Annotated in this window: 27 protein-coding genes; 12 read left to right on the top strand and 15 right to left on the bottom strand. The window is 64.9% G+C overall.

What is annotated here, in order from left to right; genetic code table 11:
• Positions 1-13 precede the first annotated feature (13 nt).
• Positions 14-1,084, bottom strand: a complete 1,071-nt coding sequence (gene alr / locus NCS03_RS06260; protein ID WP_008350124.1) for an alanine racemase — start codon at positions 1,082-1,084, stop codon at positions 14-16.
• A 281-nt stretch (positions 1,085-1,365) separates the two neighbouring features.
• On the opposite strand from alr, the gene lplT reads away from it, so the two are divergent.
• Genes lplT through thiD form a run of 4 tightly spaced genes read left to right on the top strand, consistent with a single transcriptional unit; the run spans position 1,366 to position 4,968 of the window.
• Positions 1,366-2,673 (top strand): lysophospholipid transporter LplT, encoded by a 1,308-nt coding sequence (gene lplT, locus NCS03_RS06255; protein ID WP_008350127.1) that lies wholly within the window; start codon positions 1,366-1,368, stop codon positions 2,671-2,673.
• Positions 2,674-2,686: 13 nt separating this feature from the next.
• A complete protein-coding gene (thiM, locus tag NCS03_RS06250; protein ID WP_034472006.1) occupies positions 2,687-3,502 on the top strand; it encodes a hydroxyethylthiazole kinase in 816 nt (271 codons plus the stop codon).
• Between the two features lies 1 nt (position 3,503).
• On the top strand, positions 3,504-4,151 hold the full coding sequence (thiE, locus tag NCS03_RS06245; RefSeq protein WP_250501988.1) for a thiamine phosphate synthase: 648 nt from the start codon (positions 3,504-3,506) through the stop codon (positions 4,149-4,151).
• A 10-nt stretch (positions 4,152-4,161) separates the two neighbouring features.
• Positions 4,162-4,968, top strand: coding sequence for a bifunctional hydroxymethylpyrimidine kinase/phosphomethylpyrimidine kinase (thiD, locus tag NCS03_RS06240; protein ID WP_033537258.1), 807 nt, complete (start codon positions 4,162-4,164; stop codon positions 4,966-4,968).
• Between the two features lie 11 nt (positions 4,969-4,979).
• Here the strand turns inward: thiD and NCS03_RS06235 are convergent, their stop codons facing one another.
• Genes NCS03_RS06235 through tsaB form a run of 4 tightly spaced genes read right to left on the bottom strand, consistent with a single transcriptional unit; the run spans position 4,980 to position 8,113 of the window.
• On the bottom strand, positions 4,980-5,963 hold the full coding sequence (locus tag NCS03_RS06235; protein ID WP_250528935.1) for a DUF1853 family protein: 984 nt from the start codon (positions 5,961-5,963) through the stop codon (positions 4,980-4,982).
• Complete coding sequence (locus NCS03_RS06230; protein ID WP_250439596.1) at positions 5,963-6,856, bottom strand: uracil-DNA glycosylase; 894 nt, start codon at positions 6,854-6,856, stop codon at positions 5,963-5,965. Before NCS03_RS06230 ends, NCS03_RS06235 begins: the two co-directional genes overlap by 1 nt.
• Complete coding sequence (gene rimI / locus NCS03_RS06225; protein ID WP_008350138.1) at positions 6,843-7,337, bottom strand: ribosomal protein S18-alanine N-acetyltransferase; 495 nt, start codon at positions 7,335-7,337, stop codon at positions 6,843-6,845. The genes NCS03_RS06230 and rimI overlap by 14 nt, the downstream gene beginning before the upstream one ends.
• Positions 7,334-8,113 (bottom strand): tRNA (adenosine(37)-N6)-threonylcarbamoyltransferase complex dimerization subunit type 1 TsaB, encoded by a 780-nt coding sequence (gene tsaB, locus NCS03_RS06220; RefSeq protein WP_174447729.1) that lies wholly within the window; start codon positions 8,111-8,113, stop codon positions 7,334-7,336. The genes rimI and tsaB overlap by 4 nt, the downstream gene beginning before the upstream one ends.
• Positions 8,114-8,291: 178 nt before the next feature.
• Here tsaB and NCS03_RS06215 point away from each other — a divergent pair, with 178 nt between their 5' ends.
• The 3 genes from NCS03_RS06215 (at position 8,292) to aceA (ending at position 12,364) form a co-directional block, all read left to right on the top strand.
• Complete coding sequence (locus tag NCS03_RS06215; RefSeq protein WP_008350142.1) at positions 8,292-8,561, top strand: acyl-CoA-binding protein; 270 nt, start codon at positions 8,292-8,294, stop codon at positions 8,559-8,561.
• Positions 8,562-9,035: 474 nt separating this feature from the next.
• Entirely contained in the window at positions 9,036-10,682 is a 1,647-nt protein-coding gene (locus NCS03_RS06210; protein WP_250528934.1) for a DEAD/DEAH box helicase, read from the top strand.
• 374 nt (positions 10,683-11,056) lie between these two features.
• Entirely contained in the window at positions 11,057-12,364 is a 1,308-nt protein-coding gene (aceA, locus tag NCS03_RS06205) for an isocitrate lyase (RefSeq protein WP_034472017.1), read from the top strand.
• Between the two features lie 87 nt (positions 12,365-12,451).
• Here the strand turns inward: aceA and NCS03_RS06200 are convergent, their stop codons facing one another.
• Together NCS03_RS06200 and NCS03_RS06195 are read right to left on the bottom strand one after the other, a co-directional pair.
• Positions 12,452-12,886, bottom strand: coding sequence for a universal stress protein (locus NCS03_RS06200; protein ID WP_008350148.1), 435 nt, complete (start codon positions 12,884-12,886; stop codon positions 12,452-12,454).
• 132 nt (positions 12,887-13,018) lie between these two features.
• Complete coding sequence (locus NCS03_RS06195) at positions 13,019-13,921, bottom strand: LysR family transcriptional regulator (protein ID WP_034472020.1); 903 nt, start codon at positions 13,919-13,921, stop codon at positions 13,019-13,021.
• A 138-nt stretch (positions 13,922-14,059) separates the two neighbouring features.
• On the opposite strand from NCS03_RS06195, the gene NCS03_RS06190 reads away from it, so the two are divergent.
• The 3 genes from NCS03_RS06190 (at position 14,060) to NCS03_RS06180 (ending at position 16,942) form a co-directional block, all read left to right on the top strand.
• On the top strand, positions 14,060-14,899 hold the full coding sequence (locus tag NCS03_RS06190; RefSeq protein WP_250528933.1) for a haloacid dehalogenase type II: 840 nt from the start codon (positions 14,060-14,062) through the stop codon (positions 14,897-14,899).
• A gap of 18 nt (positions 14,900-14,917) precedes the next feature.
• Entirely contained in the window at positions 14,918-16,528 is a 1,611-nt protein-coding gene (gene aceB, locus NCS03_RS06185; protein ID WP_175979967.1) for a malate synthase A, read from the top strand.
• Between the two features lie 153 nt (positions 16,529-16,681).
• Complete coding sequence (locus tag NCS03_RS06180) at positions 16,682-16,942, top strand: hypothetical protein (protein WP_008350156.1); 261 nt, start codon at positions 16,682-16,684, stop codon at positions 16,940-16,942.
• Between the two features lie 17 nt (positions 16,943-16,959).
• On the opposite strand, the gene NCS03_RS06175 is transcribed toward NCS03_RS06180, so the two are convergent.
• Complete coding sequence (locus NCS03_RS06175; protein ID WP_008350158.1) at positions 16,960-17,250, bottom strand: putative quinol monooxygenase; 291 nt, start codon at positions 17,248-17,250, stop codon at positions 16,960-16,962.
• A gap of 460 nt (positions 17,251-17,710) precedes the next feature.
• A complete protein-coding gene (bamC, locus tag NCS03_RS06170) occupies positions 17,711-18,919 on the bottom strand; it encodes an NlpB/DapX family lipoprotein (RefSeq protein ID WP_034472024.1) in 1,209 nt (402 codons plus the stop codon).
• Between the two features lie 645 nt (positions 18,920-19,564).
• On the opposite strand from bamC, the gene NCS03_RS06165 reads away from it, so the two are divergent.
• Positions 19,565-19,795 (top strand): DUF2844 domain-containing protein, encoded by a 231-nt coding sequence (locus tag NCS03_RS06165; RefSeq protein ID WP_250528932.1) that lies wholly within the window; start codon positions 19,565-19,567, stop codon positions 19,793-19,795.
• 10 nt (positions 19,796-19,805) lie between these two features.
• Entirely contained in the window at positions 19,806-21,092 is a 1,287-nt protein-coding gene (locus tag NCS03_RS06160) for a DUF3443 domain-containing protein (RefSeq protein ID WP_250528931.1), read from the top strand.
• Between the two features lie 64 nt (positions 21,093-21,156).
• On the opposite strand, the gene pcaC is transcribed toward NCS03_RS06160, so the two are convergent.
• The 6 genes from pcaC to NCS03_RS06130 are packed head-to-tail and all read right to left on the bottom strand — an operon-like array spanning position 21,157 to position 26,309.
• Positions 21,157-21,540 carry a 4-carboxymuconolactone decarboxylase gene (gene pcaC, locus NCS03_RS06155; protein WP_008350165.1) on the bottom strand — a complete coding sequence of 128 codons (384 nt, stop codon included), beginning with the start codon at positions 21,538-21,540 and terminating at the stop codon, positions 21,157-21,159.
• Between the two features lie 2 nt (positions 21,541-21,542).
• Positions 21,543-22,331, bottom strand: coding sequence for a 3-oxoadipate enol-lactonase (pcaD, locus tag NCS03_RS06150; RefSeq protein ID WP_250528930.1), 789 nt, complete (start codon positions 22,329-22,331; stop codon positions 21,543-21,545).
• Between the two features lie 27 nt (positions 22,332-22,358).
• Positions 22,359-23,714 carry a 3-carboxy-cis,cis-muconate cycloisomerase gene (locus NCS03_RS06145; RefSeq protein ID WP_250521065.1) on the bottom strand — a complete coding sequence of 452 codons (1,356 nt, stop codon included), beginning with the start codon at positions 23,712-23,714 and terminating at the stop codon, positions 22,359-22,361.
• Between the two features lie 4 nt (positions 23,715-23,718).
• A complete protein-coding gene (pcaF, locus tag NCS03_RS06140) occupies positions 23,719-24,921 on the bottom strand; it encodes a 3-oxoadipyl-CoA thiolase (RefSeq protein ID WP_175979962.1) in 1,203 nt (400 codons plus the stop codon).
• 22 nt (positions 24,922-24,943) lie between these two features.
• The gene (locus NCS03_RS06135; RefSeq protein ID WP_250439590.1) at positions 24,944-25,600 is read right to left on the bottom strand and encodes a 3-oxoacid CoA-transferase subunit B; all 657 of its coding nucleotides are present in this window, start codon (positions 25,598-25,600) and stop codon (positions 24,944-24,946) included.
• Between the two features lie 16 nt (positions 25,601-25,616).
• Positions 25,617-26,309, bottom strand: coding sequence for a 3-oxoacid CoA-transferase subunit A (locus tag NCS03_RS06130; RefSeq protein ID WP_008350174.1), 693 nt, complete (start codon positions 26,307-26,309; stop codon positions 25,617-25,619).
• Positions 26,310-26,365 lie beyond the last annotated feature (56 nt).

The following is a 26,365-nucleotide window of genomic DNA, read 5'->3' as shown; positions in this document are numbered from 1 at the left end:
TGATTTCGTGTTGTTATTCCGCGCGCACCGGCACGCGTTGCGCGATCGCGCACATGAGTTCGTAGCCGATCGTGCCGGCCGAGCTCGCGACATCGTCGATCGGCAGATTCGCGCCCCACAGTTCCACGCGCGAACCGATGCCGGCGTTCGGGCACGGCGTCAGATCGACGGTCAGCATATCCATCGACACGCGGCCGACGAGCCGCGTTCTCACGCCGTCGACGATCACGGGCGTGCCTTCGGGCGCCACGCGCGGATAGCCGTCCGCGTAGCCGCACGCGACCACGCCGATGCGCATCGACGTTCCCGCTGTATACGTCGAGCCATAACCGATGCTGCTCCCCGCGTCGACCGTCTGCACGGCGATCAGCTCGGACTGGAGCGTCATCGCGGGCTTGAGGCCGGTATCGGCGATATCCGCGGTCACGCCCGACGGCGATGCGCCGTACAGCATGATGCCGGGCCGCACCCAGTCGAAGTGCGCGCCCGGGTGCCACAAGAGCGCCGCCGAGTTTGCGAGACTGCGCGCGCCCGCGATGCCTTCCGCGCCGCGTTCGAACGCTTCCAGTTGATGCGCGACGCCGCGCGGGCCATCGGCATCGGAAAAATGGGTCATGAGCGTGATCTGGCCGACGCCCTGCACGGCGCGCGCGCGCTCCCACGCGGCGCGGAACTTCTCGGGCGTATAGCCGAGCCGGTTCATGCCGCTGTTCATCTTCAACTGAATGTTGACCGGTTTCGACAGCCGCGCCATTTCCAGCATCCGCAACTGCTCGTCGCAGTGCACGGCCGTGGTGAGGCTATAGCGGTCGATCACGTCGATGTCGGTCGGCCGGAAAAAGCCCTCGAGCAAAAGAATTGGCCCGGCCCACCCCAATTCACGCAACTTCGCGGCTTCTTCGAGGTCGAGAAGGCCAAAGCCGTCCGTTGCGCGCAAACCGGGGAACGCCCGGGCGAGACCGTGGCCATATGCATTGGCCTTGACGACGGCCCAGATCTTGGATTTCGGGGCGTACTTGCGTGCAACGGCCAGGTTGTTGGCGAGCGCGGCGGTGTGAATTGTTGCTGAAAGGGGGCGCGGCATGAGCGTTTGGTGGAATTGCAACGAGTGCGGTCTAAAAGGCCAGCATACGCGAGCGGGACGCGTCCTGCTGCGCCGACCGGGACGCCTTGCGAATCAGTATGTTATGAGGAATCACGAACACAGGCGCGTCATTTCTGGCGCGATCGAGATTACTGCTAGTCAGAATGCGCCTATTTTCGTGTTATAAAGCCGTGCACACAACCCATTTCGAAAGGCATAAGCCCGAGTGCACGACCGGTGCCCGGGGCGGATCACCCGCAGTGAGGAAAGCTTCGGATCAGATGAAAAAAGGTTTTTACACCATCATGGCCGCGCAGTTTTTCTCATCGCTGGCCGATAACGCTCTACTGATCGCTGCCATTGCACTGCTGAAAGACCTTCACGCCCCGAACTGGATGACGCCGCTGCTCAAGCTGTTCTTCGTCCTGTCGTATGTGATTCTCGCGGCTTTCGTCGGCGCTTTCGCGGATTCCCGGCCCAAGGGCCACGTCATGTTCGTGACCAATTCGATCAAGGTCGTGGGCTGCGTGACGATGCTCTTCGGCGCGCATCCGTTGCTCGCGTATGGCATCGTCGGGTTCGGCGCGGCGGCCTATTCGCCCGCGAAATACGGCATTCTGACCGAGCTCTTGCCAGCCGATCGGCTCGTCGCCGCGAACGGCTGGATCGAAGGCACGACGGTCGGCTCGATCATCCTCGGCACGGTCATGGGCGGCGCGCTCATCAGTCCGCATATCGCCAGTCATCTGCTGTCGCTGCACATTCCGCGCATCAACACGCCCGCCGAAGCCGCAATGCTCGTCATCATGCTGATGTACGTGATCGCCGCGATCTTCAATCTGCGCATTCCCGACACCGGCGCGCGCTATCCGAAGCAGGAGACGCGGCCGCTCAAGCTCATCACCGATTTCGCCGACTGCTTTCTCGTGCTCTGGCGCGACAAGCTCGGCCAGATCTCGCTCGCCGTCACGACGCTCTTCTGGGGCGCAGGCGCGACGCTGCAGTTCATCGTGCTGAAATGGGCCGAAGTGTCGCTCGGCATGACGCTCTCGCAGGCAGCGATCCTGCAGGCGGTGATCGCGGTCGGCGTCGCGGCGGGCGCGGTGCTCGCGGCCGCGCGCGTGCCGCTCAAGCGCTCGCTCAGCGTGCTGCCGGTAGGCATCGTCATGGGACTCGCCGTCATGCTGATGGCCTTCTACACGCGCCATCTCTTTCCCGCGCACTGGGGCATCTACTTCGGCAAGATGCACTTCCCCGGCTATCTGCTGATCGCATATGTGTTCCTGATGATCGTCGGCGGACTGTCGGGCTTCTTCGTCGTGCCGATGAACGCGCTGCTCCAGCATCGCGGGCACGTTCTGCTTTCCGCCGGGCATTCCATCGCCGTGCAGAATTTCAACGAAAACCTGTCGGTGCTCGTCATGCTGTGCCTCTACGCCGTGCTCGTGTGGCTCGACGTGCCGATCCAGTTCGTCATCGTGCTGTTCGGCTCGTTCGTGTGTCTCATGATGTACTTCGTGATGCGACGGCATCAGGCCAATCAGCGCGCGTTCGATTCGGTCGCGCTGATCGGCGAAGCGCGGCACTGACCCTCTTCGCATCATGCTTGCCGCCGATCTCTTTTCCTTCGTCACCCGCGTGCGCGAACGCGCGCCGCTCGTGCATTGCCTCACGAATCTCGTCGTCACCAACTTCACCGCGAACGTGCTGCTCGCGATCGGCGCCGCGCCCGCGATGGTCGTCGCGCGCGAGGAAGTCGGCGAATTCGCGGCCGTCGCCAATGCGCTGTCGGTCAATCTCGGCACGCTCGACGTGCCGCAGAGCCGCGCGATCCGCGCCGCCGTCGAGGCCGCCAACAGCGCGGGCACGCCGTGGGTGCTCGATCCGGTCGCGGTCGGGCCGCTCGCGTTTCGCACGGAATTTGCGTTCGATCTGCTCGATGCGAAGCCTGCGGTGATCCGCGGCAACGCGTCGGAGATCATCAGCTTGTCGGGGGGCGCAGCGAGCGGACGCGGCGTCGACAGCACCGCCGCCACCGATGCCGCGCTCGACGCCGCGCAGGTGCTCGCGCTGAAGACGCAGGCCGTCGTCGCGGTCACGGGCGAGACCGATTACGTGACCGATGGCCGCCGCGTCATCGCGATGTCGAACGGCTCGCCCTTGATGACGCGCGTGACGGGCGTCGGCTGCGCGTTGTCCGCGACGGTGGCCGCGTTCGTCGGCGCGGCGCCGGATCGCGACGCGTTCTGGTCCGCGACCGTCGCCGCCATCGCCTATTCGACCATCGCGGGGGAACTCGCCGCGCGCGACGCCGCGCTGCCCGGCAGCTTCGCCGTCGCGTATCTGGACCGGCTCGCATCGCTCGATGAAGCCGCGTTCGGCAAGACGCTCGTGCAGCGCGACATCGTTGCCGGCTGACATGCGCGCTTCGTTCGATCTCTCGCTCTATCTCGTGCTCGATCCCGTGCAGTGCGGCGGTCATGACGCGGCGGTTCGTGTCGCGCGCGCCGCGCTCGAAGGCGGCGCGACCATCGTGCAACTGCGCGCGCCCGAGTGGCACAAGCGCGCGTGGTTCGATCTCGCGCGCGATCTGCTGCCGATCACGCGCGCGCACGGCGTGCCGTTCGTCGTCAACGATCATGTCGATGTCGCGCTGGCTGTCGGCGCGGATGGCGTGCATATCGGCCAGCGCGATCTGCCCGCCGATGTCGCGCGCCGACTGCTCGGGCCGGACGCGCTGATCGGCCTGTCGGTATCGAATCTCGATGAAACCGCCGACGCGGCGAAACGCGCGGGCGTCGTCGATTATCTCGGCGCGGGTCCGGTGTACGCGACGCCGACCAAGACCGACGCCTCCACGCCCTGCGGCATCGAGGGTCTCGCTGAAATCTGCGCGGCCGCGCATGTGCCGACCGTCGCGATCGGCGGCATTCAGGCGCATAACGCCGCAGACGTCATGCGCGCGAAGCCGGCCGGTCTCGCGGTGGTGTCGGCGATCTGCAAGGCGGCCGATCCGCGCACGGCGGCCTCGGCGCTTGCCGCGACCATCGCACAGTCACGCATCTAAGCTCATGGCAATCACGAAAACCATTCCGAACGTCCTCACGATCGCCGGCTCCGACTCGGGCGGCGGCGCGGGCATTCAGGCCGATCTGAAGGCGTTCTCCGCGCTCGGCGCGTACGGCGCGAGCGTCATCACGGCGCTCACCGCGCAAAACACGCGCGGCGTGACAGCCGTTCACGCGCCGGAGCCCGCGTTCATCGCGGCGCAGCTCGACGCCGTGTTCGACGACATCCGCATCGATGCCGTGAAGATCGGCATGCTGGCGAACGCGGGCATCGTGCGCGCGGTCGCCGAGGCGCTCAAGCGCCATCGGCCGAAACATGTTGTGCTCGACACCGTGATGATCTCGAAGAGCAATCACGCGCTGCTGGCGCCGGAAGCCGTTGTCGCGTTGCGCGACGAATTGCTGCCGCTCGCGACGCTCGTCACGCCGAATCTGCCGGAAGCGGCGGCGCTGTTAGGCGAAGAAAGCGCCGCCGACGAAGACGCGATGGTCCGTCAGGGCGAAGCCTTGCGCGCGCTCGGCGCGCGGGCCGTGCTGATGAAAGGCGGCCACCTTGCATCGAACGACAGTCCCGACTGGCTGATCGAGGCGGCGGGCGCACTGAGGCTCGGCGGCGCGCGCGTGCCGCTCAAGAACACGCACGGCACGGGCTGCACGCTGTCGTCGGCGATCGCGGCGCTGATTCCGCAAACCGACGATCTTGCGAGCGCGACCGCCGAGGCTAAGCGCTATCTGACCGGCGCGATCGAAGCGAGCGTGCGGCTCGACGTCGGTCATGGCGTCGGTCCGGTGCATCATTTTTTCCGCTGGTGGTGATCAGCCGGTGATCACTCCGCCGACGCGGCGAACGCCCGCGCGCGCTCCGGCCAGTCGTCCGGCACGATGAAGCCTCGCGATTCCTCCACGAAATTTCCCGCTTCGTCGCGCGCGTAGGCGGCAACCATCGTCGGCGCGATCGTGCCTTCGAGACGCGCGCGAATCGCATCCGATTCCGCGATCAGCGTTTCGGCGGAATCCGCATCGAGCCGCCGCGACGCGAGCCACGCCATGCGCGGCTGCACGACCCACGCGCGCTCATCGTCCGACGCATTCGAGCGCGCGTCGCGCCATTCCGACGCCGTCAGCCACCATCCGCGCAGATGGTGCTCCCCTATTTCGCGCGCGGGCACGACCTCGTCGCCGCCGTGCCCGTGATAGAAAAGCCGGCCTTTGATGAACAACTGCGCCTGCCACGGACCGTCGAAGCCGAGCAACGCGAACTCGGCGCGCCGCGTCAGCGCCAGTTGATGCGTGAGAAGCCGCTCGTGCTTGATATCGAAGCGATCCTGCAGATTCGGCCCGACGTAGTTCGACAGACGCGCCGCGCGCGCCGCATCGCCGTCGCTATCGTCGATATGCAGGTAGAACTTCACCGCCAGCTCCCAGTGCAGCCGCGCGCCATCCGCCGATTCGAGCAGGAAATCGCATTCGCCGATGGTGCGCCGCTGTTGCCGCAACGGCACGTTCGCCGCGATGAGGCGCGCCGCCGGACCGTGCTCGAGAAAAAAGCGGATGAGGCTCTCGGCGTAGATGCCGAGGCGCGTGAACTTCGGATCGCGCGCGTGATCGTGCAGCGGCTGCGGCGCGGCATCGAGCGCCTTCAGCCACACGAGCGTCGCGTCGCGCTCCGCTGTCGACGCGAACGGATGCGCGAGCGCGGCGTCGCCTTCGCGCAGCAGATCGGGAGCGAACAGAAGCCAGGCGAGATCGCGAACCGTGACGTCGCCGAAACGATCGACGAGACGCGTGAGATCGCTCGCCCGGGCCGTCATCAGACGCCGCCCTTCTCTGCTCCTTGCTCGACGCCGAGCGCGGCGAGCGCCTCGCGATACGTATTGCGCGCGAGGCAGAGATCGGCCCACGCCTTCGACTTGTCCTGCAGGCTGCGCAGCAGATAAGCCGGGTGATACGTGACGACCACCGGCACGCCACGATACTCGTGCACGCGTCCGCGCATCGATGCGATGCTCGCCTCGTTCTTCAGCAGACTCTGCGCGGCGAAGCGTCCCATCGCGACGATGACCTTCGGCTTCACGAGTTCGACCTGCCGTTGCAGATACGGCTCGCAGCGCGCGACTTCGTCGAGCTCGGGATTGCGGTTGCCGGGCGGCCGGCACTTGATGACATTCGCGATATAGACGTTCGTCTGCCGCGACAGCGTGAGCGCGCGCAGCATGTTGTCGAGCAGCTTGCCCGCCTGGCCGACGAACGGCTCGCCTTGCTTGTCCTCGTTCTCGCCCGGCGCTTCGCCGATCAGCATCCAGTCGGCTTCGCGATCGCCGACGCCGAAGACCGTGTTCGTGCGGCGCTCGCACAAACGGCAGCGCTCGCAGTTCGCGACGCGTTCGGCGAGCGCATCCCAGCCGAGCGTGTGGATGTCGCTCGGGGCTTCCGCGGTGGCGGGCTCGACATGGAGCGGCGTTTCGTCGGTCCAGGGGAGATCGTCGTAGGCGTCGAGCGGCGGCGCGTCGGATTCGGGCTGTGCGGACTGGAGCGGCTTCGGCTCCGGCCGCATGTCGACGACGACGGGCGCGGGTGCTTCCGCCATCGTGGCGATCGCTTCAGGCGTGCGCTCTTCCTCGACCTTCGGCGCGGGCGCAAGCCCACGCCGTACCCAGACCGGCCCGATTCCCAACTCTTCGATCAGCATTTCATCGAGCGCCATGCGCAGTCTCCTCCGTAAACGACAGACGCATGACGATTGCGTCCTCGCGCGAGCGATGCCGCGCGGGGTAATAGTTCTTGCGGCGTCCGATGGCCGCGAAGCCAAAACGCTCGTAGAGCTGGATCGCGCGCGGATTGGACGGCCGCACTTCGAGCAGCACGCCTTCGAGCTTCTCCGCGCGCGTGATGCGGACCGCTTCGCGCAGAAGCGTCAGACCCGCCCCCGCCCGCTGCGCAGACGGTGCGACGCACAGATTGAGCAGATGCATCTCGTCGACGACGGGCATCAGCACGCAATAGCCGATCAGCGTGCCGGTCACATGGCGCAGACACACGCCGAAATAGCCATTGCGCAGCGAATCCTGAAAATTGCCGCGGCTCCACGGAAACTCGTAGGCGAGCTTTTCGACCGCGGCGACTTCGTCGAGGTCCGCTTCCGTCATCGGTGTGAGATACCGATCGGCCAGCAGCACGCCGCTCACCGAAGCGCCTCCTCGCGAGCCTGCATGCGTTCGGCCGTCGTCTGTGCGACCTTGTCGCGCACATATTCGGGCGCGGCGTGTTCGGGTGCGACCGCGCGCCCAGCCCGCCAGTCCCGCAAGCCGATGAGCGCGACCGGCAACGCGTGCGGCAGCGCCTCGCGATCGACACGCGCGGCGGCGGCGAGCGCCGGCAGACGATCGCCGAATGCGGACGCGGCGTTGCCCGCGAGCGCGAACGGCACGTCGGGCAGAGGCAGCGCGCCGGGCGCATCGAGCGCGGCCGGATGCAGCGTGCGCCAGTCGCCGGCGGCGGCATCGAATTCGAAATCGGCCCAGTACGCTTCATCCATGCGGGCGTCCAGCGCCGCTAGCACGCGCGCCGGGATCGACGGATCGTTCAGGCGCGCGTGCTCCGCGCAGGCGAGCAGCGTGCTCACCGGCACGACCGGCACGTTCAAACCGAACGCCAGGCCTTGCGCCACGCCTGTCGCCGTGCGCAAGCCGGTGAACGAGCCCGGGCCCGCGCCGAATGCGATCGCCGCGCAGTCGGCGAGCGCGAGCCCGGCGTCGGCGAAAAGCTCGCGCACGGCCGGCAAAAGGCGCGTGCTCGACACGGCGCCGGTCGCCTCGTGGCGAAACCACACGCGCGTGTCGCCGTTCACGTATTGAGGCGCGGCGGAGTTCGGAGTGGCGGCGAAAGCGCTGTCGGCGAGCAGGAGCGCGACGGAGCAAAATTCCGTCGAGGTGTCGAGGGCGAGCAAAACGGTGCGTGTCATAGCCGGTATTGTAATGCGGGACATGCGCCGGATTCGCGTGATCGGCGATACGCGGTCGATCCAATTCGCGTCCGCAAGGCGTCTGGAAGGCGTCCTCGGTTGGAGGAAAGCCTCGACCGGGCTCGCGTGTCTCGCTTGCTAAGATCGTCCGGTCCATCTCGATAACAACGGAGAACGCATGACCGACATCGATCAGCAATTCGCCCAAGCCCAGTCCGACGTCACTCAACTGCCCGAGCGTCCCGGCAATCTCACGCTGTTGCGGCTTTATGCGCTTTTCAAGCAGGCGAGCATCGGCGACGTGCAAGGCGAAAAGCCGGGCTTCACGGATATCGCCGGCAAATACAAATACGAAGCGTGGGCCGCGCTGCAAGGCACGCCCGCCGACGACGCCAAGGCACGCTACGTCGAACTCGTCGAATCGCTCAAGCGGGGCGAGGCGGCCTGAGGTTCCGGCCGGCGTCGGCCAGTTCCAGCGGACCGGCCGCGCCGTCCGATGCCCGAAGATGGCGCGGCGATGCGTCAAAATGTGGCGCAGTGCAGCAAATTCCGATATACTAGCGGTCAGCGCTCGATTGCGGGTGGCGAGCCTTCCGGCAAGTCCCACGCAGCAAGGCGCTTCGTAGCGTTTCGCTCCAATCCAGTTTAGAAACTGTCCCCTTCCTGCCAGGCCTTTGCGTCGCATTTGCGCGCAGCACGTTTCTCGGCCCGTCATGCATCAGGCTGACGTCAGCGCCCGTCGTTCTCTTCGGAACGATCGAGCCTGCCGTATCCGATACAGCTTCTAACAAAGATACTCGCCGCACGTTCGCGCGAGTAGCCTACGTTTTTCGATTTGCTCGCTGTTTCTTCGCTCGCTGAATCCAACGACCTGGGTATGCCGATTGGCGCCGACGCCTTATTCCTCGTTTCAAGGATCGACATGACTTCGAGCTTCACCGCTAGCCCGTTGGACAATCTCGCAGCAAACATTGGCATCACCCCCTCGGCCGATACCCCGGCCACCGACGCACCCGCCGACAAGCCCGCCGGCCCCACTTTCGAATCGCTCGGCCTTTCCGCCGATATCGTGTCCGCGCTGACCGCTGCGGGCTACGAATCCCCGACGCCCGTGCAGCAGCGCGCGATTCCCGCCGCGCTCGCCGGCCGCGATCTGCTCGTCTCCAGCCCGACCGGTTCGGGCAAGACGGCCGCGTTCATGCTGCCCGCCATCGAAAAATTCGCGCAACTGCAAAAGCTGGAAGCGCAACAGCCGCGCGCGCCGCGCGACCCGAACGCAGCGCGTGGCCGCCGTCCGCAGCCGATCGCGCGCCCGAAGCTGCTCGTGCTCACGCCGACGCGCGAACTCGCGATGCAGGTTTCCACCGCCGCGACCACGTACGGCAAGCATCTGCGCCGCCTGCGCACCGTCAGCATTCTGGGCGGTGTCGCGTACGGCCAGCAGCTCATGCTCCTCGCGAAGAACCCTGAGATTCTCGTCGCGACGCCGGGCCGCCTGATCGACCATCTGGAACGCGGCCGCATCGACCTGTCGGAACTCAACATGCTCGTGCTCGACGAAGCCGATCGCATGCTCGACATGGGCTTCATCGAAGACATCGAGACGATCGTCGACGCGACGCCCGCCTCGCGTCAGACGCTGCTCTTCTCCGCGACCATCGACAGCAAGATCACGTCGCTGACCGGCCGGCTGCTGAAGGATCCGGAGCGCATCGAGATCGTCCAGAAGCTCGAAGCGAAGAGCAACATCGCGCAGACCGTGCATTACGTCGATGACCGCGATCACAAGGACCGCTTGCTCGATCATCTGCTGCGCGGCGAAGGCCTGGATCAGGCGATCGTATTCACGGCGACGAAGAGCGACGCCGATCTGATCGCCAACCGTCTCGCCGACGCGGGCTTCGAGTCCGCCGCGCTGCACGGCGATCTGCCGCAAGGCGCGCGCAACCGGACGATCCGCGCGCTGCGCGAGCGCCGCGTGCGCGTGCTGGTCGCGACCGACGTCGCCGCGCGCGGCATCGACATTCCGGGTATCACGCACGTCTTCAACTATGACCTGCCGAAGTTCGCGGAAGACTACGTGCACCGTATCGGCCGTACCGGCCGTGCTGGCCGCAGCGGCACGGCGGTGAGCCTCGTGCACTACGCCGAAATGGGCGCGTTGAAGCGCATCGAGCGTTTCGTGCGCGCGCCGCTGCCGGTGAACGTCGTCGCAGGCTTCGAACCGCGCAAGGCGCCGCCGAAGGGTGGTTTCGGCGGCGGCCGTGGCCGTCCGGGCGGTAACGGCGGTGGCCGTCGCTTCGGTGGCAATGGCGGCGGCGGCAGCAGTGGCCGTGGTTACGGTCCGGGCAACGCCGGCGGTTATGGCAACAAGTCGAATGCAGGTTCTCGCGAAGGCGGTTATCGCGATGGCGGCGGTTATCGCGGCGGCAACAGCGATGGCGGCTACCGTGGCGGCAACAGCGACGGCGGCTATCGCGGTGGCAATCGCGAAGGCGGCTACGGCTCGCGCGACGGCTACAGCGCACGCCGTAACGACGGCCCGCGCGCCCCGCGCCGCGGCAGCTAAGCTGCTTGCGGGAAGCGGTTCCTGATACCGCTTCCCCGTTGCGAAAAGAAAAACCGATGCCTCGTGCATCGGTTTTTTTTTCGCCCCGTCGCCATATTTCACCATGCGCAATGCTCTTTTGCGTCGCAAAAGCGGTGCTGCGCGGCACAAAACCGGCGGTTGCAAGATAGAAAACGCCGTTCCGCAATACGATATTCCGATCGTATCTCGTTGATTTTTAACAAGGAAAATAAACTCGAAATCTCTGTCAGAGAGGTGTTTCGGAAAATCGCATTAGCCTAGACTCTTATATAAGAGTTGAGCAAACGCAGAACGCCGATTCGGCGCCGCTCATGCGATTCAGGAACATCAGTCCAGTCTCAGGGAGATTCGCCATGACCTCACGTCAACAACAAGCCCAGCAACTCCAGCAGCAATGGGAAACCGATCCGCGCTGGAAGGGCATCAAGCGCGGCTACTCGGCGGATGACGTCGTGCGTCTGCGCGGCTCGGTGCAGCCGGAGCACACGCTCGCGCGACGCGGCGCCGAACGGCTGTGGGCATCGATCAACGACGAGCCGTTCGTCAACGCGCTCGGCGCGCTGACCGGCAATCAGGCGATGCAGCAGGTCAAGGCCGGCCTCAAGGCGATCTATCTGTCGGGCTGGCAAGTGGCGGGAGATGCCAACGTCGCGGGTGAAATGTATCCCGACCAGTCGCTGTATCCGGCGAATTCGGTGCCGCTCGTCGTGAAGCGCATCAACAACACGCTCACCCGCGCCGATCAGATTCAATGGTCGGAAGGCAAGAATCCAGGCGATGAAGGCTATATCGATTACTTCGCGCCGATCGTCGCCGATGCCGAAGCGGGTTTCGGCGGCGTGCTGAACGCGTTCGAACTCATGAAGGCGATGATCGAAGCCGGCGCCGCGGGCGTGCACTTCGAGGACCAACTGGCGTCGGTCAAGAAATGCGGTCACATGGGCGGCAAGGTGCTCGTGCCGACGCGCGAGAATGTGGCGAAGCTGTCGGCCGCGCGGCTGGCCGCGGACGTGTGCGGCGTGCCGACGGTGCTCATCGCCCGCACGGACGCCGAAGCCGCCGATCTCGTCACGTCCGACATCGACGACAATGACAAGCCGTTCCTCACCGGCGAGCGCACGGTGGAAGGCTTCTTCCGCACGAAGCCGGGTCTCGCGCAGGCAGTTTCGCGCGGCCTCGCCTACGCGCCCTACGCCGATCTCGTCTGGTGCGAAACGGGCAAGCCGGATCTCGAATACGCGAAGAAGTTCGCCGAGGCGATCCACAAGGCATTCCCCGGCAAGATGCTGTCGTACAACTGCTCGCCGTCGTTCAACTGGAAGAAGAATCTGGACGACGCGACCATCGCCAAGTTTCAGCGCGAACTGGGCGCGATGGGCTACAAGTTCCAGTTCATCACGCTGGCCGGCTTCCACGCGCTGAACTATTCGATGTTCAACCTCGCGCACGGCTACGCCCGTTCGCAGATGAGCGCGTTCGTCGAATTGCAGCAGGCCGAATTCGCCGCCGCCGACAAGGGCTTCACGGCCGTCAAGCACCAGCGCGAAGTGGGCACCGGCTACTTCGACGCGGTCACGCAGACGGTCGAGAAGGAAGCATCGACGACCGCCCTGCACGGCTCGACCGAAGACGAGCAGTTCTTCGACAAGAAGGTCGCGTAATACGGCTTCAGCAGGCGAATCAGGGAGAGTGGTGAAAAGAAGCGGCGGTCCCGGCGCGCGCAGCCACGCGCCGGGGAACGCCGCTCGCTAGCGATACACGATCACCGGAATCTTCGTATGCGTCAGGACGCGCTGCGTTTCGCTGCCGATCAGCAGACTGCCGAGACCGCGCCGTCCGTGCGACGCCATCAGGATCACGTCGCAACCGTTTTGCTCCGCCGCCTCGATGATGCCGATATACGGCGCGGCGTCGATGCTCGTCACGCTCGTGCAGGGCACGCCGGCGCTTTCCGCGGCGCGCTCGACCGCGCGCAGATGTTCGCGTGCTTCGTTCTCGGCGCGGGCGTGAAAATCGTCGGGCGGCTCGACGGCGACATCGGCGAATGGCGAATACGGATACTGAGGCAGGCACGCGTAAGCCGTGATGCGCGCACCGACGGATTGCGCAAGATCGATCGCGCCGTCGATGGCCTTTTGCGATAGCTCCGAGCCGTCGGTCGGCACGAGGATGTGTTTGAACATGGCGTCCTCCCCCGTAAGTTGATGGTGCGTGATTCCATTGTAGTAACGGGCGCCGGCGCAGAGCAATTTCGATGTACCCGCGCGGCGATGCGACGCCGCGCATAGGATTCCGAAGCTTTCACCGGCTCGCAGTCAACCCCAATATCCCGTCGCGTTATAGGTATGTTTGAGCAAATCGAGAAACAATCGCACGCGCAACGGCAGATGCCGCCTTTGCGGAAACACCGCGTGAATGCCGATCGGCGGCGCGGCGTACGCATCGAGCACGCTGACGAGGCGGCCAGCGTCGATGTCATCGCCGACTTCCCACCACGAGCGCCACGCGAGACCGCGGCCTTCGAGACACCATTCGTGCAGCACGGCGCCGTCCGAGCATTCCATCGTGCCGGAAACCTTGATCGTGACAACCTTGCCGTCCTGCTCGAACACCCAGCCACGCTGCTGATTCGCCGACGCGCCGAGTGCCAGGCAATTGTGATGCGCGAGGGCGGCGAGATCGGCGGGCTCGCCACGTTTTTCCAGATACTCCGGCGACGCGACGCACACGCGCCGGTTCTCTCCGAGCTTCAACGAGACGAGCGACGAATCCGGCAACTCGCCGAGACGCACGGCGCAGTCGAAGCCTTCGTTGACGAGATCGACCATGCGGTCGGTCAGATCGAGACTCACGGAAACGTCCGGATGCAAGGTCGTGAACTTCGGCACGAGCGGCGCGACGTGACGCCGTCCGAAGCCCGCCGGCGCCGAGACGCGCAAATGCCCGCTCGCCTTCACGCCGCCCGCCGAGACGCTCGCCTCCGCGTTCTGCATGTCGTTGATGATGCGCTGGCAGTCCTCGAGAAACGCGGAGCCTTCGAAGGTCAGCGTGATTCGGCGCGTCGTACGCACGAGCAGCTTCACGCCGAGCCGCTCTTCGAGCGCATCCAGCCTGCGTCCGATGACGGCCGGCGCGATGCCCTCCGCCTGTGCCGCCGCCGACAGGCTGCCCTTCGCCGCGACCGAAGCGAAGGTTTCTATCTGCTTGAATCGATCCATGCGCGTTCGTCGTCAATATCGGTGTTGAACCACAGATTAGGTAAGTAAAAGTAAAAGATCAAGTGATGCTGCGGTGCTTTTTCCATCACTTAGATCACGAATACAATCGATTCCGACCTCTAAACGGAGCGCAAGGCTATGTCGGCCATAACGACACACGCATCGTCCAGCGAATTTTCCCGCGAGTTGTCCAAGCTCCCCCGCGCAGTCATCTTCGACGCTTACGGCACGCTTTTCGACGTCCACTCGGTCGTCGCGGCGGCCGAGCAGCTCTTTCCCGGCCACGGCGACGCACTCTCGAAGCTCTGGCGCCGCAAGCAGATCGAGTACACGCAACTGCGCACGCTCGCCGATCCGTCGGGCGCGCACTACGAGCCGTTCTGGACAGTCACGATCGATGCGCTGCGCCACGCGGCTGCACGCCTGAACCTCGCCGATGCGCTCACGAGCGCCGCCGAGAAGCGCCTGATGGACGAATACGCGTGCCTTTCCGCGTTCCCCGACACGCTGCCCGCGCTCAGATCGTTGCGCGACGGCCTCGCCATTCCGCTCGCGATTTTGTCGAACGGCAATCCGCCGATGCTCGACATCGCCGTGAAAAGCGCCGGCATGAGCGGCCTCTTCGATTACGTTCTGTCGGTCGATGCAGCGCGCGCCTACCAGCCCGCGCCCGCCGCCTACGCGCTCGGCACCCGAGCCTTCGACGCCAGCGCGCGCGACATCGTATTCGCGTCGAGCAACGGCTGGAAGGTCGCCGGCGCAACATGGTTCGGCTACACGACTTTCTGGATCAACCGCGCCGCGCTGCCGCCCGAGGAACTGGGCGTCGCGCCGCACGGCAGCGGCCGCGGCATGGCCGATCTCATCGCTTTCATCGAAGGCGGCGCGGTGCGCGCCGTCGCCAACTCTCGCCGGATCACGCAGCCGAAAAGCAGGCAGCGCAACGCTTCACGCACAACCACTAGCAAAACCGTCTGACCGACCAAGGAGAAAACCATGACGCATCCATCGAATCCGCTTTCGCTTCCGAAAGGCATGGCCATCTCAGCCGATATCAAGCCCGGCTACGAGACCATCCTGACGCCCGAAGCGCTCGCGTTCGTCGCGTCGCTGCATCGCCAGTTCGAGCCGCGCCGCCAGCAATTGCTCGCGGCGCGCGTCGAGCGCACGAAGCGTCTCGATGCGGGCGAGCGCCCGAGCTTCCTCGAAGAAACGAAATCGATCCGCGAAGGCGACTGGAAGGTCGCGCCGCTGCCGGCAGATCTTCAATGCCGTCGCGTCGAGATCACCGGTCCGGTCGAGCGCAAGATGATCATCAACGCGCTCAACTCCGGCGCGGATTCCTACATGACCGACTTCGAGGATTCGAATGCGCCGAACTGGGACAACCAGATCGTCGGCCAGGTCAATCTGAAGGAAGCCGTGCGCCGTACGATTTCGCTCGAACAGAACGGCAAGTCGTACAAGCTCAACGACAAGATCGCGACGCTGATCGTGCGTCCGCGCGGCTGGCATCTCGACGAAAAGCACGTCACCGTCGATGGCGAGCGCGTGTCGGGCGGCATCTTCGATTTCGCGCTCTTCCTGTTTCACAACGCGAAGGAGTTGATCGCGCGCGGCAGCGGTCCGTACTTCTATCTGCCGAAGATGGAAAGCCATCTCGAAGCGCGTCTGTGGAACGACATTTTCGTCGCGGCGCAGGAGGCCATCGGCATCCCGCGCGGCACGATTCGCGCGACGGTGCTCGTCGAAACGATTCTCGCCGCGTTCGAGATGGACGAAATCCTGTACGAGCTGCGCGAGCATAGCTCGGGTCTCAACGCGGGCCGCTGGGATTACATCTTCTCGGCGATCAAGAAGTTCAAGAACGACACGGACTTCTGCCTCGCCGACCGCGCGAAGATCACGATGACGTCGCCCTTCATGCGCGCCTATGCGCTCGAACTTTTGAAGACATGCCACAAACGCAATGCGCCGGCGATCGGCGGCATGTCGGCGCTGATTCCGATCAAGAACGATCCGGCCGCGAACGACAAAGCGATGGGCGGCGTGCGCTCCGACAAGGCGCGCGACGCCTCCGACGGCTACGACGGTGGCTGGGTCGCGCATCCGGGCCTCGTGCCGGTCGCGATGGAAGAGTTCGTGAAGGTGCTCGGCGACAAGCCCAACCAGATCGACAAGCAGCGCACCGACGTGCAGGTGACGGCGCACGATCTGCTCGACTTCCGTCCGGAAGAGCCGATCACCGAAGCGGGCTTGCGCAACAACGTGAACGTCGGCGTCCACTATCTCGGTTCATGGCTCGCGGGCAATGGCTGCGTGCCGATCCACAATCTGATGGAAGACGCCGCGACCGCCGAAATCTCGCGCTCGCAGGTGTGGCAATGGATCCGCTCGCCGAAGGGCAAGCTCGACGACGGCCGCAAGGTCACGGCATCGATGGTGCGCGAGATCACCATCGACGAACTGGAGAAGGTGAAGCAGGCGGTCAGCGCGTCGGGCGCGGACACGAAGCCCTACGAACGCGCGGCGAAAATCTTCGAGGAAATGTCGACTTCGGCGCACTTCACCGAGTTTCTGACGCTGCCGCTGTACGAGGAAATTTGAGCGTTTCGTGCCGTCTCGCGCACGAACGGAAAACGGCCTTCGGGCCGTTTTTTCGTCTGGCACGCCGCATGGATCGCGCACGGCGTGTGCTACATTGCGCATCGTCTTTTCAACGATTCAACCGTGGAGCGCACTCATCGTGCGAACGACAGCATGAGCAATATCCAGCTCGATATCGAATGGACCGAAGCGGCATCGCGCAAGATCGAAAAACTGATGCCGCGCAACGCGAACAAGGACTCGTATCTGGCGCTGCCGCCCGTCGAATGCCTGCCGATGGAAGGCGACGTGCTGTTCCTCGGACCGTCCGGCAAGCAGCAGCCGTTCATCGTCGCGGAGCGCCAGTATCATCACGACGGCGACGCCGACTGGACCATCATCCTGATCCTCGACGTCCCGCAAGAAACGCATTAAAAGCGCTGTCCGGTCCGTCAGAGAATCTTGCTCGCGACACGGACTTCGCCGTGCTCGCACAAGTCCGGCGATTTGGCGCGGAACGTCTGGATGTGCGCCGTTTCGCCGTGCTTCGCGAGCGCGGCCTCGCTCTCCCAGCGCTCGACGAAGATAAAGCGCCGCGGCTCCTTCAGGTCGCGGTGCAAGTCGTATTGCAGCGCACCCGCCTCCTTGCGCGTCGGCTCGACGTTCGCTTCCAGCACTTCCCTCAGTTCCTCTTCCTTGCCCGGTTTGGCAACAAAGATCGCGACGACGGCAACTTCCGACATGAGCTTCTCCTTTCTTACTTGAACGATGGAAGCACGAGCATAACCGCGCATCGCGCATGTCGCCGAAAACGCCCGATCTGCAAGCCAAAGAAAAAGCCCGCGTTCCAAGAGAAACGCGGGCAAAAACCGTCGCCCTACGAGGATAGGCGACGGGGCCATCGGGGTTCGCGCAGCGCGAACCAATCGTCTGTTTGTCAGGTACAACGTGCGTGATACGCGCGCTTCGTGGAACTTCCGGCGGGTGATTTACGCCACTGATGCAATGTACTGTCCGGGCGTTCATTTCTATAAGCTTTTGCGCACATTTCCCGATAGAAAGAATTGTCTGCGCAATATTTACGCGTCGCTCGCATTTCCGTGCGCGCTGAAAAAATCGTTTGCGCGCTTGGCGGCGGCATCGGCAGCGTAAAAAAACCGCCTCGCGAAGGAGGCGGTTTCTGGGGATCGGCGCGGAAAACGATCAGCTGATCTGGTCGGCGAGCAGCGCCATGATCTGGCGAGCTTGCGGCGACGAATCGACTTCGCCCTTGTCGTCGACGATCGCCACGCGCGTTTGCTGCTCGGTGACGGCGCGCACGTTGACCTGATACTGCTTCGCCTTCATTTCCTTGCGGCCGTGGAACACCTGGCTCCAGAAGCCTTGTTCCGCCGACGACTTGTCCGTCGGATCGACGTAGCGCACGTAATAGACGCCCTTGCTGCGGTCGCGGTCGTCCACCGTGAAGTTGGCGCGATCGAGCGCGATGCCCACGCGCAACCACGCGCGGTCGTACGCTTCCGGCAAGGTCAGTTGCGACGATGCGGCCTCGGGCACGACTTCGTTGCGGATCGGCGAATTGCCCGCGTACGCGGCGTTCTGCGCCGCGACCGACGCCGCCTTCGCATCGCCGCCCTTCGCGGCTTGCGCGCCCGCAGCACCGGCGGCCGGGGCGTCGAGCGGCGTTGCGCCGCCGGAAGCCGCCCGCTGGTCGGCCAGTGAGAGCGAGGACATCAGGCGCTTGAGGTATTCGTTCTCGAGCGCGGGATCGTTCGGGCGGGCCTGCCACTGGCTCGTGTCATTGTTCACGCCGGTCAGCGCCTCGCGCATGCCCTTCTGGCTGATGAACACATACGTGCCGCCGTTCGGCGCCGCTTCGAGACGCGTGCGGTACTTGTTGCGCTCGGCCGTGACATACGAGTTGCCCGTTGCCTTGGCGAGCGTGTCGCGGATCAGGCCGTCGGAAATCTGCGGATGGGTTTCGTTCCAGTCCGTTTCCATCACGCCCTTGTCGCGCTGATCGACGACGAGCAGAAAGCCCTGCTCCTGCCAGAAACGGCGGACCTGCGGCCACACCTGATCGGGCGTCTTGCCATCGACGACGAGCCAGCGCTCGGTGCCGTCGCGCTGAACGCGCATGCCCGACACCGGCGGAACCACCGTGGGCGCGTTCGGTGCGACTTTCTGAATCTGCTGCAGATCGGACAGCGATGCCTGCCCGCCCTGCGGCGGCAATGAACGCTGATCGGCCGCTTCGTCGAGCAGGTTCGGCGGCACGGCGAGAGACACCTGTTTCGAACGCTGATCGCTCTTGTAGTTGAACGCGTTGGGATTGGACGAGCCACATCCCGCCACGATTCCGGCCACCGCGAAAAGCGCAGCCATCCGCTTCGTTACACGAAAATCTGTCATTTGGAGAAGTCCTTCCGCTACGCCACGGGCGTTCTTCCGTGGATCAACCCGTTATTTTACCGGTCCGCCGTGCGCCGTGACAAAAAAGAGGTCACGACGGCTTCCGGCAAGGCTGCGCAGCGCGCCCATTAAACGTTGCCTTTCAATGACGAAAGCAGACTACGCGCAGCCAAAAGGCGCGCCTCAAACTTCCATTTAAGCCGCTCCGCATCGAATTGACAATTTATGACAATCGCGAAAAGCGGCAATTCGGCTTTTCGATCTGCGTAACCTTTTGATTCATAGCGACTTCTTTTTCTCCTACGCCCATCCGCCCCTTTCGCGCGGAAACATCGATGTGTATCAGTTTTTTCTGACTTCCTCCTAAAATCGCATCTCGAAAATAAGAAGAGTCCTAATTAACGGAGAGAACGTCATGAGAAAAATCAGAATTCCTCACTACGCGACCGCGTGCCTGACCATTCTGGCGATCGGCGCGTCGGCTAATGCCCACGCGCAGCTCGGTGCCGCCGGGCGCGCGTCGAGCGCATCGCAGGGCGATGTCGTGCATCAGGCGCAGAGCGGCCTCGTGAAATTCCACGAAACGACCGATGCCGACGGCATCGTCGTGCGTGAGTATGTCGATTGGGCGGCACGGTGTACGCGGTGTCCTGGCGCGGCCCGGCGATGCCGGACGTCCGCACGCTGCTCGGCAGCCATTTCGAGACGTTCAGGCAAGGCGCGAGCGCGTCGGTCGGCGATGCGGGCCTGCATGCGGCGCATGTCGCCGCGGGCGATCTCGTCGTCGAAAATCGCATGCGGCTGCGCGAATTCATCGGCCGCGCATGGCTTGCGAGCGCCCTGCCGCCGGGCGTGAGCGCAACGGACATTCAGTAAGAGGCCCGCCATGAACCCACGCGCCCTTCTCTCGATCGCCGCACTCGGCACTTGCGTTCTGCTTCACGCCTGCGGCGGCGGCGGAGGTTCGGACGGCGGCTCGAACGGCAGCGCCGCCGCGTCGCCTCACCAGGCCAGCGCGCCCCAGACGGCCAGCGCCGCGACGCCCGCGAGCGCGGCGTCGTCCCCATCCACCGGCACGACCGTCGCGCAATCGACGACGCCCAACGTCCAGATCATCCATGTTTCCAGCACGCCGACCAACACGCGCAACATGCTGCAAACCAGCGTGACGATCTGCGTGCCGGGCACGGACACATGCCAGACCATCGACGACATTCAGGTCGATACCGGCTCGCACGGCTTGAGAGTGCTGGCGTCCGCACTCAGTCCGTCGATCGCGTTGCCGCTCGTCGCGGGCGGCAGCCAGAGCGCGATCATCGCGGAATGCGCCGTGTTCGGCTCAGGCTATACGTGGGGCGCGGTCCGCACGGCCGATGTCCGGCTCGCGAGCCAGGTCGCGCGCTCGACTTCCGTGCAACTGATCGCCGACTCCGCCGCAGGCAACGCGGCGCAGGACTGCAGCCAGTCCGGCCTGCCGATGCTCTCCGCGTCGAGCCTGCGCGGCAACGGCATCCTCGGCGTCGGACCGTTCACCGCCGACTGCGGCGCGGGATGCGCGACCTCGGCGATGCCGCGCTGGTACTACAGCTGCATCTCGGGCAACTGCACCGCGAGCAAGCTGGCGGTCGCGCAGCAGGTGACCAATCCGGTCGCGAACTTCGCGTCGGACAACAACGGCGTGCTGATCGAGCTGCCCGACGTGCCGGATAGCGGCGCATCGGCGGTCACGGGGACGATGACCTTCGGCATCGGCTCGCAGTCGAACAATCTGCTCGGCTCGGCCACGGTGCTCAAGGCGAGTTCGCTGTCCGGCTACGTCACGACGGATTTCGGCGGCAGCCAGTACGGTTCGAGCTTCATCGATAGCGGATCGAACGGCGTCTTCTTCCCGTCGGCGACGCTCGCGAAGTGCGGCGCGTGGTATTGCCCGTCGACGCCGACGACGATCGCCGCGACGATCCGTTCGTCGAGCGGCGCGCAGAGCGCGGTGAGCTTCACCATCGCGCAATCGACGGCCTTGTTCGGCACCGGCCACTTCGCCTTCGACAATCTCGCCGGCTCCGCGAGCGGCTTCTTCGACTGGGGCTTGCCTTTCTTCTACGGACGGCGCGTGTTCACGGCGCTCGCAGGACGCCCGACGCCCGCAGGACCGGGACCGTTCTACGCGTTCTGAGTCCGCAAACGAAAAAACCGTCTCCGGTTTCCCGGAGACGGTTTTTATCGGTTCCGCGTCGCGACTACGCCTTGCTCTCTTCGTCGAAGATTTTCTGCGCGAGGTGGAACGCCGAATTCGCCGCCGGCACGCCGCAGTAGACCGCCGTTTGCAACAGCACTTCCTTGATCTCGTCTTGCGTGACGCCGTTGTTCTTCGCGGCGCGCAAGTGCAGTGCGAGTTCTTCGCTGCGATTGAGCGCGACCATCATCGCGATCGTGATGAGGCTGCGCGTGTGACGCGGCAGGCCGTCGCGCGTCCAGATTTCGCCCCACGCATAGCGCGTGATGAAGTTCTGGAATTCGGTCGTCAGCTCGGTGCGGTTTGCAAGCGAGCGGTCGACGTGCGCGTCGGACAGCACCGCGCGGCGCACTTTCATCCCGGCTTCGTAACGTTCGTCGTCGGTCATCTTTATTCTCCGAGGAAGTCGAGGACGGCGCGCGTGTAGTCGTCGCGCTTTTCGATGTTCGACAGATGCGCCGCGTCCAGTTCGACGTAGCGCGAGCCGCCGATATAACCCGCGAGCTCGCGGCCCTGCTCGGCCGTCGTCGACAGATCGTGCGTGCCCGCAATCACAAGCACGGGCAATGCGATGGTCTTCGCTTCGCCGCGCAGGTCGGCGTCGCGGATCGCCTCGCAGTTCGACGCGTAGCCGTCGCCGTTGGTGTGGCGGAACACGTCGCGGATATTCGCGAGTTCGAGCTGCTCACGCTCGATGAAGGGCGCGGTGAACCAGCGCGCGATCACGGCGTCGGTCAGCGCGGGCATGCCGCCCGGCTCGCGCGCTTTCGCGGCGCGCGGCGTCCACACGGCGTCCGAGCCGATCAGCGCGGCGGTGTTCGACAATACCACGCGCGAGAAGCGCTCCGGATGACGCGCCGCCAGCCCGATGCCGGTCAGCCCGCCCATCGACAGGCCGCAGTAGTTCGCGCGCTCGATTTTCAGATGATCCATCAGGCCGATCACGTCGCCGATCAGCTGATCGATCGTGTACGGGCCCGGCGGCACGTCCGAATGACCGTGGCCGCGCGTGTCGTAGCGCACGACGCGATAGCGCGCGGCGAACGCCTCGATGTTCGGCGTCCACATCGAGACATCGGCGCCGAGCGAATTCGACAGCACGAGCCACGGCGCGTTGTCGCCCGCCGTCGCGTCGATGCGATAGTGAATCCGTGTTCCGTTGACTTCGGCAAGAGGCATGTTTTTACCGCTCCTGTGTGTTCCTGCTTATTTCGAGTGAGCGTTCGCGATGGCGGCATCGACGAACGCCTGCGCCTGTCCGACGTAATTCGCCGGATCGAGCAGCGATTTCAGTTGATCCTGCGAAACATGACGCGTGACGGTTTCGTTCGAGCAGAGTTCGTCGAAGAGCGACGTGCCGTTCGCCACCGACGCCTTCGACGCGCCTTCGACGAGCTTGTGCGCGTCGAGCCTGCCGATTGCGTCGCCGAGCGCGAGCATCACCGCTTCGCCGAGAATCAGTCCGTTGGTCACGTCGAGATTGCGTGCGAGCCGTTCGACATTGACTTCCATCGACGGAACGATGCCCACGATGTTCGACAACGCGCCCGCCGTCAGACGCGCGAGATCGGGCAACGCTTCCCATTCGGCCTGCCAGCCGCCGAGCGCGCGCTCGTGCTCCTGGACCATGCCCGCGAAGATCGTCGCGACGAGATTCGGCGCGCGCGTCGCGGCGGTCAGAACGGCCGCGCAGCCGACTGGATTGCGCTTGTGCGGCATCGTCGACGATCCGCCCTTGCCTGCGGCCGCCGGTTCGGCGACTTCTCCGAGCTCGGTCTGCATCATCAGCGAGACATCGCGCGCGATCTTGCCCAGCGTGCCCGTCAGCATGCCGAGAAACGACGCGGTTTCCGCGATGCGATCGCGCTGCGTGTGCCACGGCAACGCGGGAAGCGCCAGCTTCAGGTCCTGCGCAAGCGATGCCGCGACCGGCAAGGCCTTGTCGCGCAGACTCGCGAGCGTGCCCGCCGCGCCGCCGAATTGCAGCACGAGCGCGCGCGACCTCAGTTCGCCGAGGCGCTCGCGATGACGCGTCACTGCATCGAGCCATTGCGCGAACTTCAGGCCGAGCGTGATCGGCAGCGCCTGCTGAAGCCAGGTGCGGCCGATCATCGGCGTGTTTTTGTGGGCTTGCGCCTGCGTGGCGAGCGCATCGGAGAGCGAGCGCAGATCCGCATCGATCAGATCGAGAAACGCGCGCAATTGCAGCACGACGCCCGTATCGATGATGTCCTGACTCGTCGCGCCCCAATGCACGTACTTGGCTGCTTCGGCGTCGCGCGCCTTCACGACGGCCGTCAGTTGCTTGACGAGCGGAATCGCGAGATTGCCGCCCGCCGCGGCGCCGGTCATCAGCGCATCGGCGTCGATGTTATCGGCATCGCAGGCGGCGACGATCGCATCCACCGCGCCCGACGGAATCACGCCATGCCGCGCGGATGCGCGCGCGAGCGCGGCTTCGACATCGAGCATGGCCTGCACGGTCGCGCGCGGCGACCAGATCTCGTTCGCGGCTGCGTTGCCGCAAATGAGATCGGTCAAACGTCCGGTCGATGAAAACATGTGATCAGACGCGCTCGATGATCATCGCGATGCCTTGGCCGACGCCAATGCACATCGTGCAAAGCGCGTAACGTCCGCCCGTGCGATGCAACTGGTAGCTCGCGGTCGTGACGAGCCGCGCGCCGGACGCGCCCAGCGGATGGCCGAGCGCGATCGCACCGCCGTTCGGATTGACGCGGGGATCGTCATCGGCGACGCCGAGCATGCGCAGCGTCGCCAAACCTTGGGACGCGAACGCTTCGTTCAGCTCGATCACGTCCATCTGGTCGATGGTCATGCCGAGACGCGCAAGCAGCTTCTGCGAGGCCGGACCCGGACCGATGCCCATCACGCGCGGCGGCACGCCGGCCGTGGCCAAGCCCAGAATGCGCGCGCGCGGCGTGAGGCCGTTGCGCTTCGCGCTTTCCTCGTCGGCTATCAGCATCGCGACCGCGCCGTCGTTCACGCCCGACGCGTTGCCCGCCGTCACCGAGCCGTCCGGACGCACGACGCCCTTCAGTTTCGCGAGCGCTTCGAGGCTCGTTTCGCGCGGATGCTCGTCCTTGTCGACGACGAGCGCATCGCCCTTTTTCTGCGGAATCGTCACCGCGACGATTTCCTGCGCCAGCGTGCCGTCCTTTTGCGCGCGCGCCGCCTTCTGCTGCGAGCGCAGCGCGAACGCGTCCTGATCGGCGCGGCTGATCTTGTAGTCGTCCGCGACGTTTTCGGCGGTTTCCGGCATCGAATCGACGCCGTACTGCTTCTTCATCAGCGGATTGATGAAGCGCCAGCCGATGGTCGTATCGTGGATTTCTGCGGAACGCGAGAACGCGCTCGTCGCCTTGCCCATCACGAACGGCGCGCGGCTCATGCTTTCGACGCCGCCCGCGATCATCAGGCTCGTCTCGCCCGCCTTGATCGCGCGGGCCGCGACGCCGATCGCGTCCATGCCCGAGCCGCACAGGCGATTGACCGTCGATCCCGGCGTGCCGACCGGCAAACCGGCCAGCAGCGCCGACATGCGCGCGACGTTGCGGTTGTCTTCGCCCGCCTGATTCGCGCAGCCGTAGATCACTTCGTCGATGGCTTCCCAGTCCACTTCCTTGTTGCGCTCGACCAGCGCGCGCAGCGGCACGGCGCCGAGATCGTCGGCGCGCACGGAGGACAGCGAACCGCCGTAACGACCGATCGGCGTGCGGATGGCATCACATACGAAAGCTTCTTTCATCTTCAATGTCTCCAGAATTCTCTCAGGCTGCTTCGGTCAGCGGCGCGTATTGCAGCGGCACCTGGGCCAGCTTCCGCAACTCTTCGAACGACAGGCCGTCGACGATTTCGCGCACGACGAAGCCTTCCGGCGTCACGTCGAACACGGCGAGATCCGTGTACACGCGATTCACGCACGCGACGCCCGTCACCGGATACGTGCAGGCGTCGACCAGCTTGCTCTCGCCCTGCTTGGTGAGCAGTTCCATCATCACGTAGACCTGCTTCGCGCCGATCGCGAGATCCATCGCGCCGCCGACAGCCGGAATCGCGTCGGGCGCGCCGGTGTGCCAGTTCGCGAGATCGCCCGTCGCGGAAACCTGGAAGGCGCCGAGCACGCAGAAGTCGAGATGGCCGCCGCGCATCATCGCGAACGAATCGGCGTGATGGAAAAACGCGCCGCCGGTCAGCAACGTGACGTGCTGCTTGCCTGCGTTGATGAGTTCGTCGTCTTCCTCGCCTTTGGCGGGCGCCGGGCCCATGCCGAGCAGGCCGTTTTCGCTGTGCAGGAAGATCTCGCGGTCCGCCGCGAGATGATTGGCGACGAGCGTCGGCACGCCGATGCCCAGGTTCACGTACGCGCCTTCGGGAATGTCCGCGGCCACGCGCTTGGCCATTTCGTCACGAGTGAGTTTCTTCATGGCTTTTCGTCCTTCCTTAAGCGGCGAGTTCGGCTTGATGCACGGCTTGCGGTACTTCGACGACGCGCTGCACGAAAATGCCCGGCGTCACGATGTTTTCGGGGTCCAGCTCGCCGAGCGCGACGACCTTCGAGACCTGCACGATGGCCGTTTTCGCGGCGCTCGCCATGATCGGACCGAAGTTGCGCGCAGTTTTACGATAGACCAGATTGCCCCAGCGATCGCCCTTATATGCCTTCACGAGCGCGAAATCCGCGTGCAGCGGCGCTTCGAGCACGTAGTGCCGGCCGTCGATCACGCGCGTTTCCTTGCCTTCGGCGAGCTTCGTGCCGTAGCCCGTCGGCGTGAAAAATCCGCCGATGCCCGCGCCCGCCGCGCGGATGCGTTCCGCCAGATTGCCCTGCGGCACGAGTTCCAGCTCGATTTCGCCCGCGCGATAGAGCGCGTCGAACACATGCGAGTCCGTCTGACGCGGGAACGAGCAGATGATCTTGCGCACGCGCTTCGCCTTCAGCAGCGCGGCCAGTCCCGTGTCGCCGTTGCCGGCGTTGTTATTGACGATCGTGAGCCCGCGCGCGCCCTGCTCGATGAGCGCGTCGATCAGCTCGGACGGCATGCCCGCCGTGCCGAAACCGCCGATCATGATGGTCGCGCCGTCGTGGACGTCGGCGACGGCCGAGGCGAGCGAATCGAAAATCTTGTTGATCATTGCCGTTCCTGTCTGTCTCGAACTGGGGTTTACCTGCTCGTCAGCACACTTGCGCT

Origin of the sequence: Caballeronia sp. ATUFL_F1_KS4A, assembly GCF_023630905.1 — a bacterium.
GTDB lineage: Bacteria > Pseudomonadota > Gammaproteobacteria > Burkholderiales > Burkholderiaceae > Caballeronia > Caballeronia zhejiangensis.
Note: the sequence above shows the minus strand (reverse complement) of the source record. Positions and strands in the feature narration are given on the sequence as shown.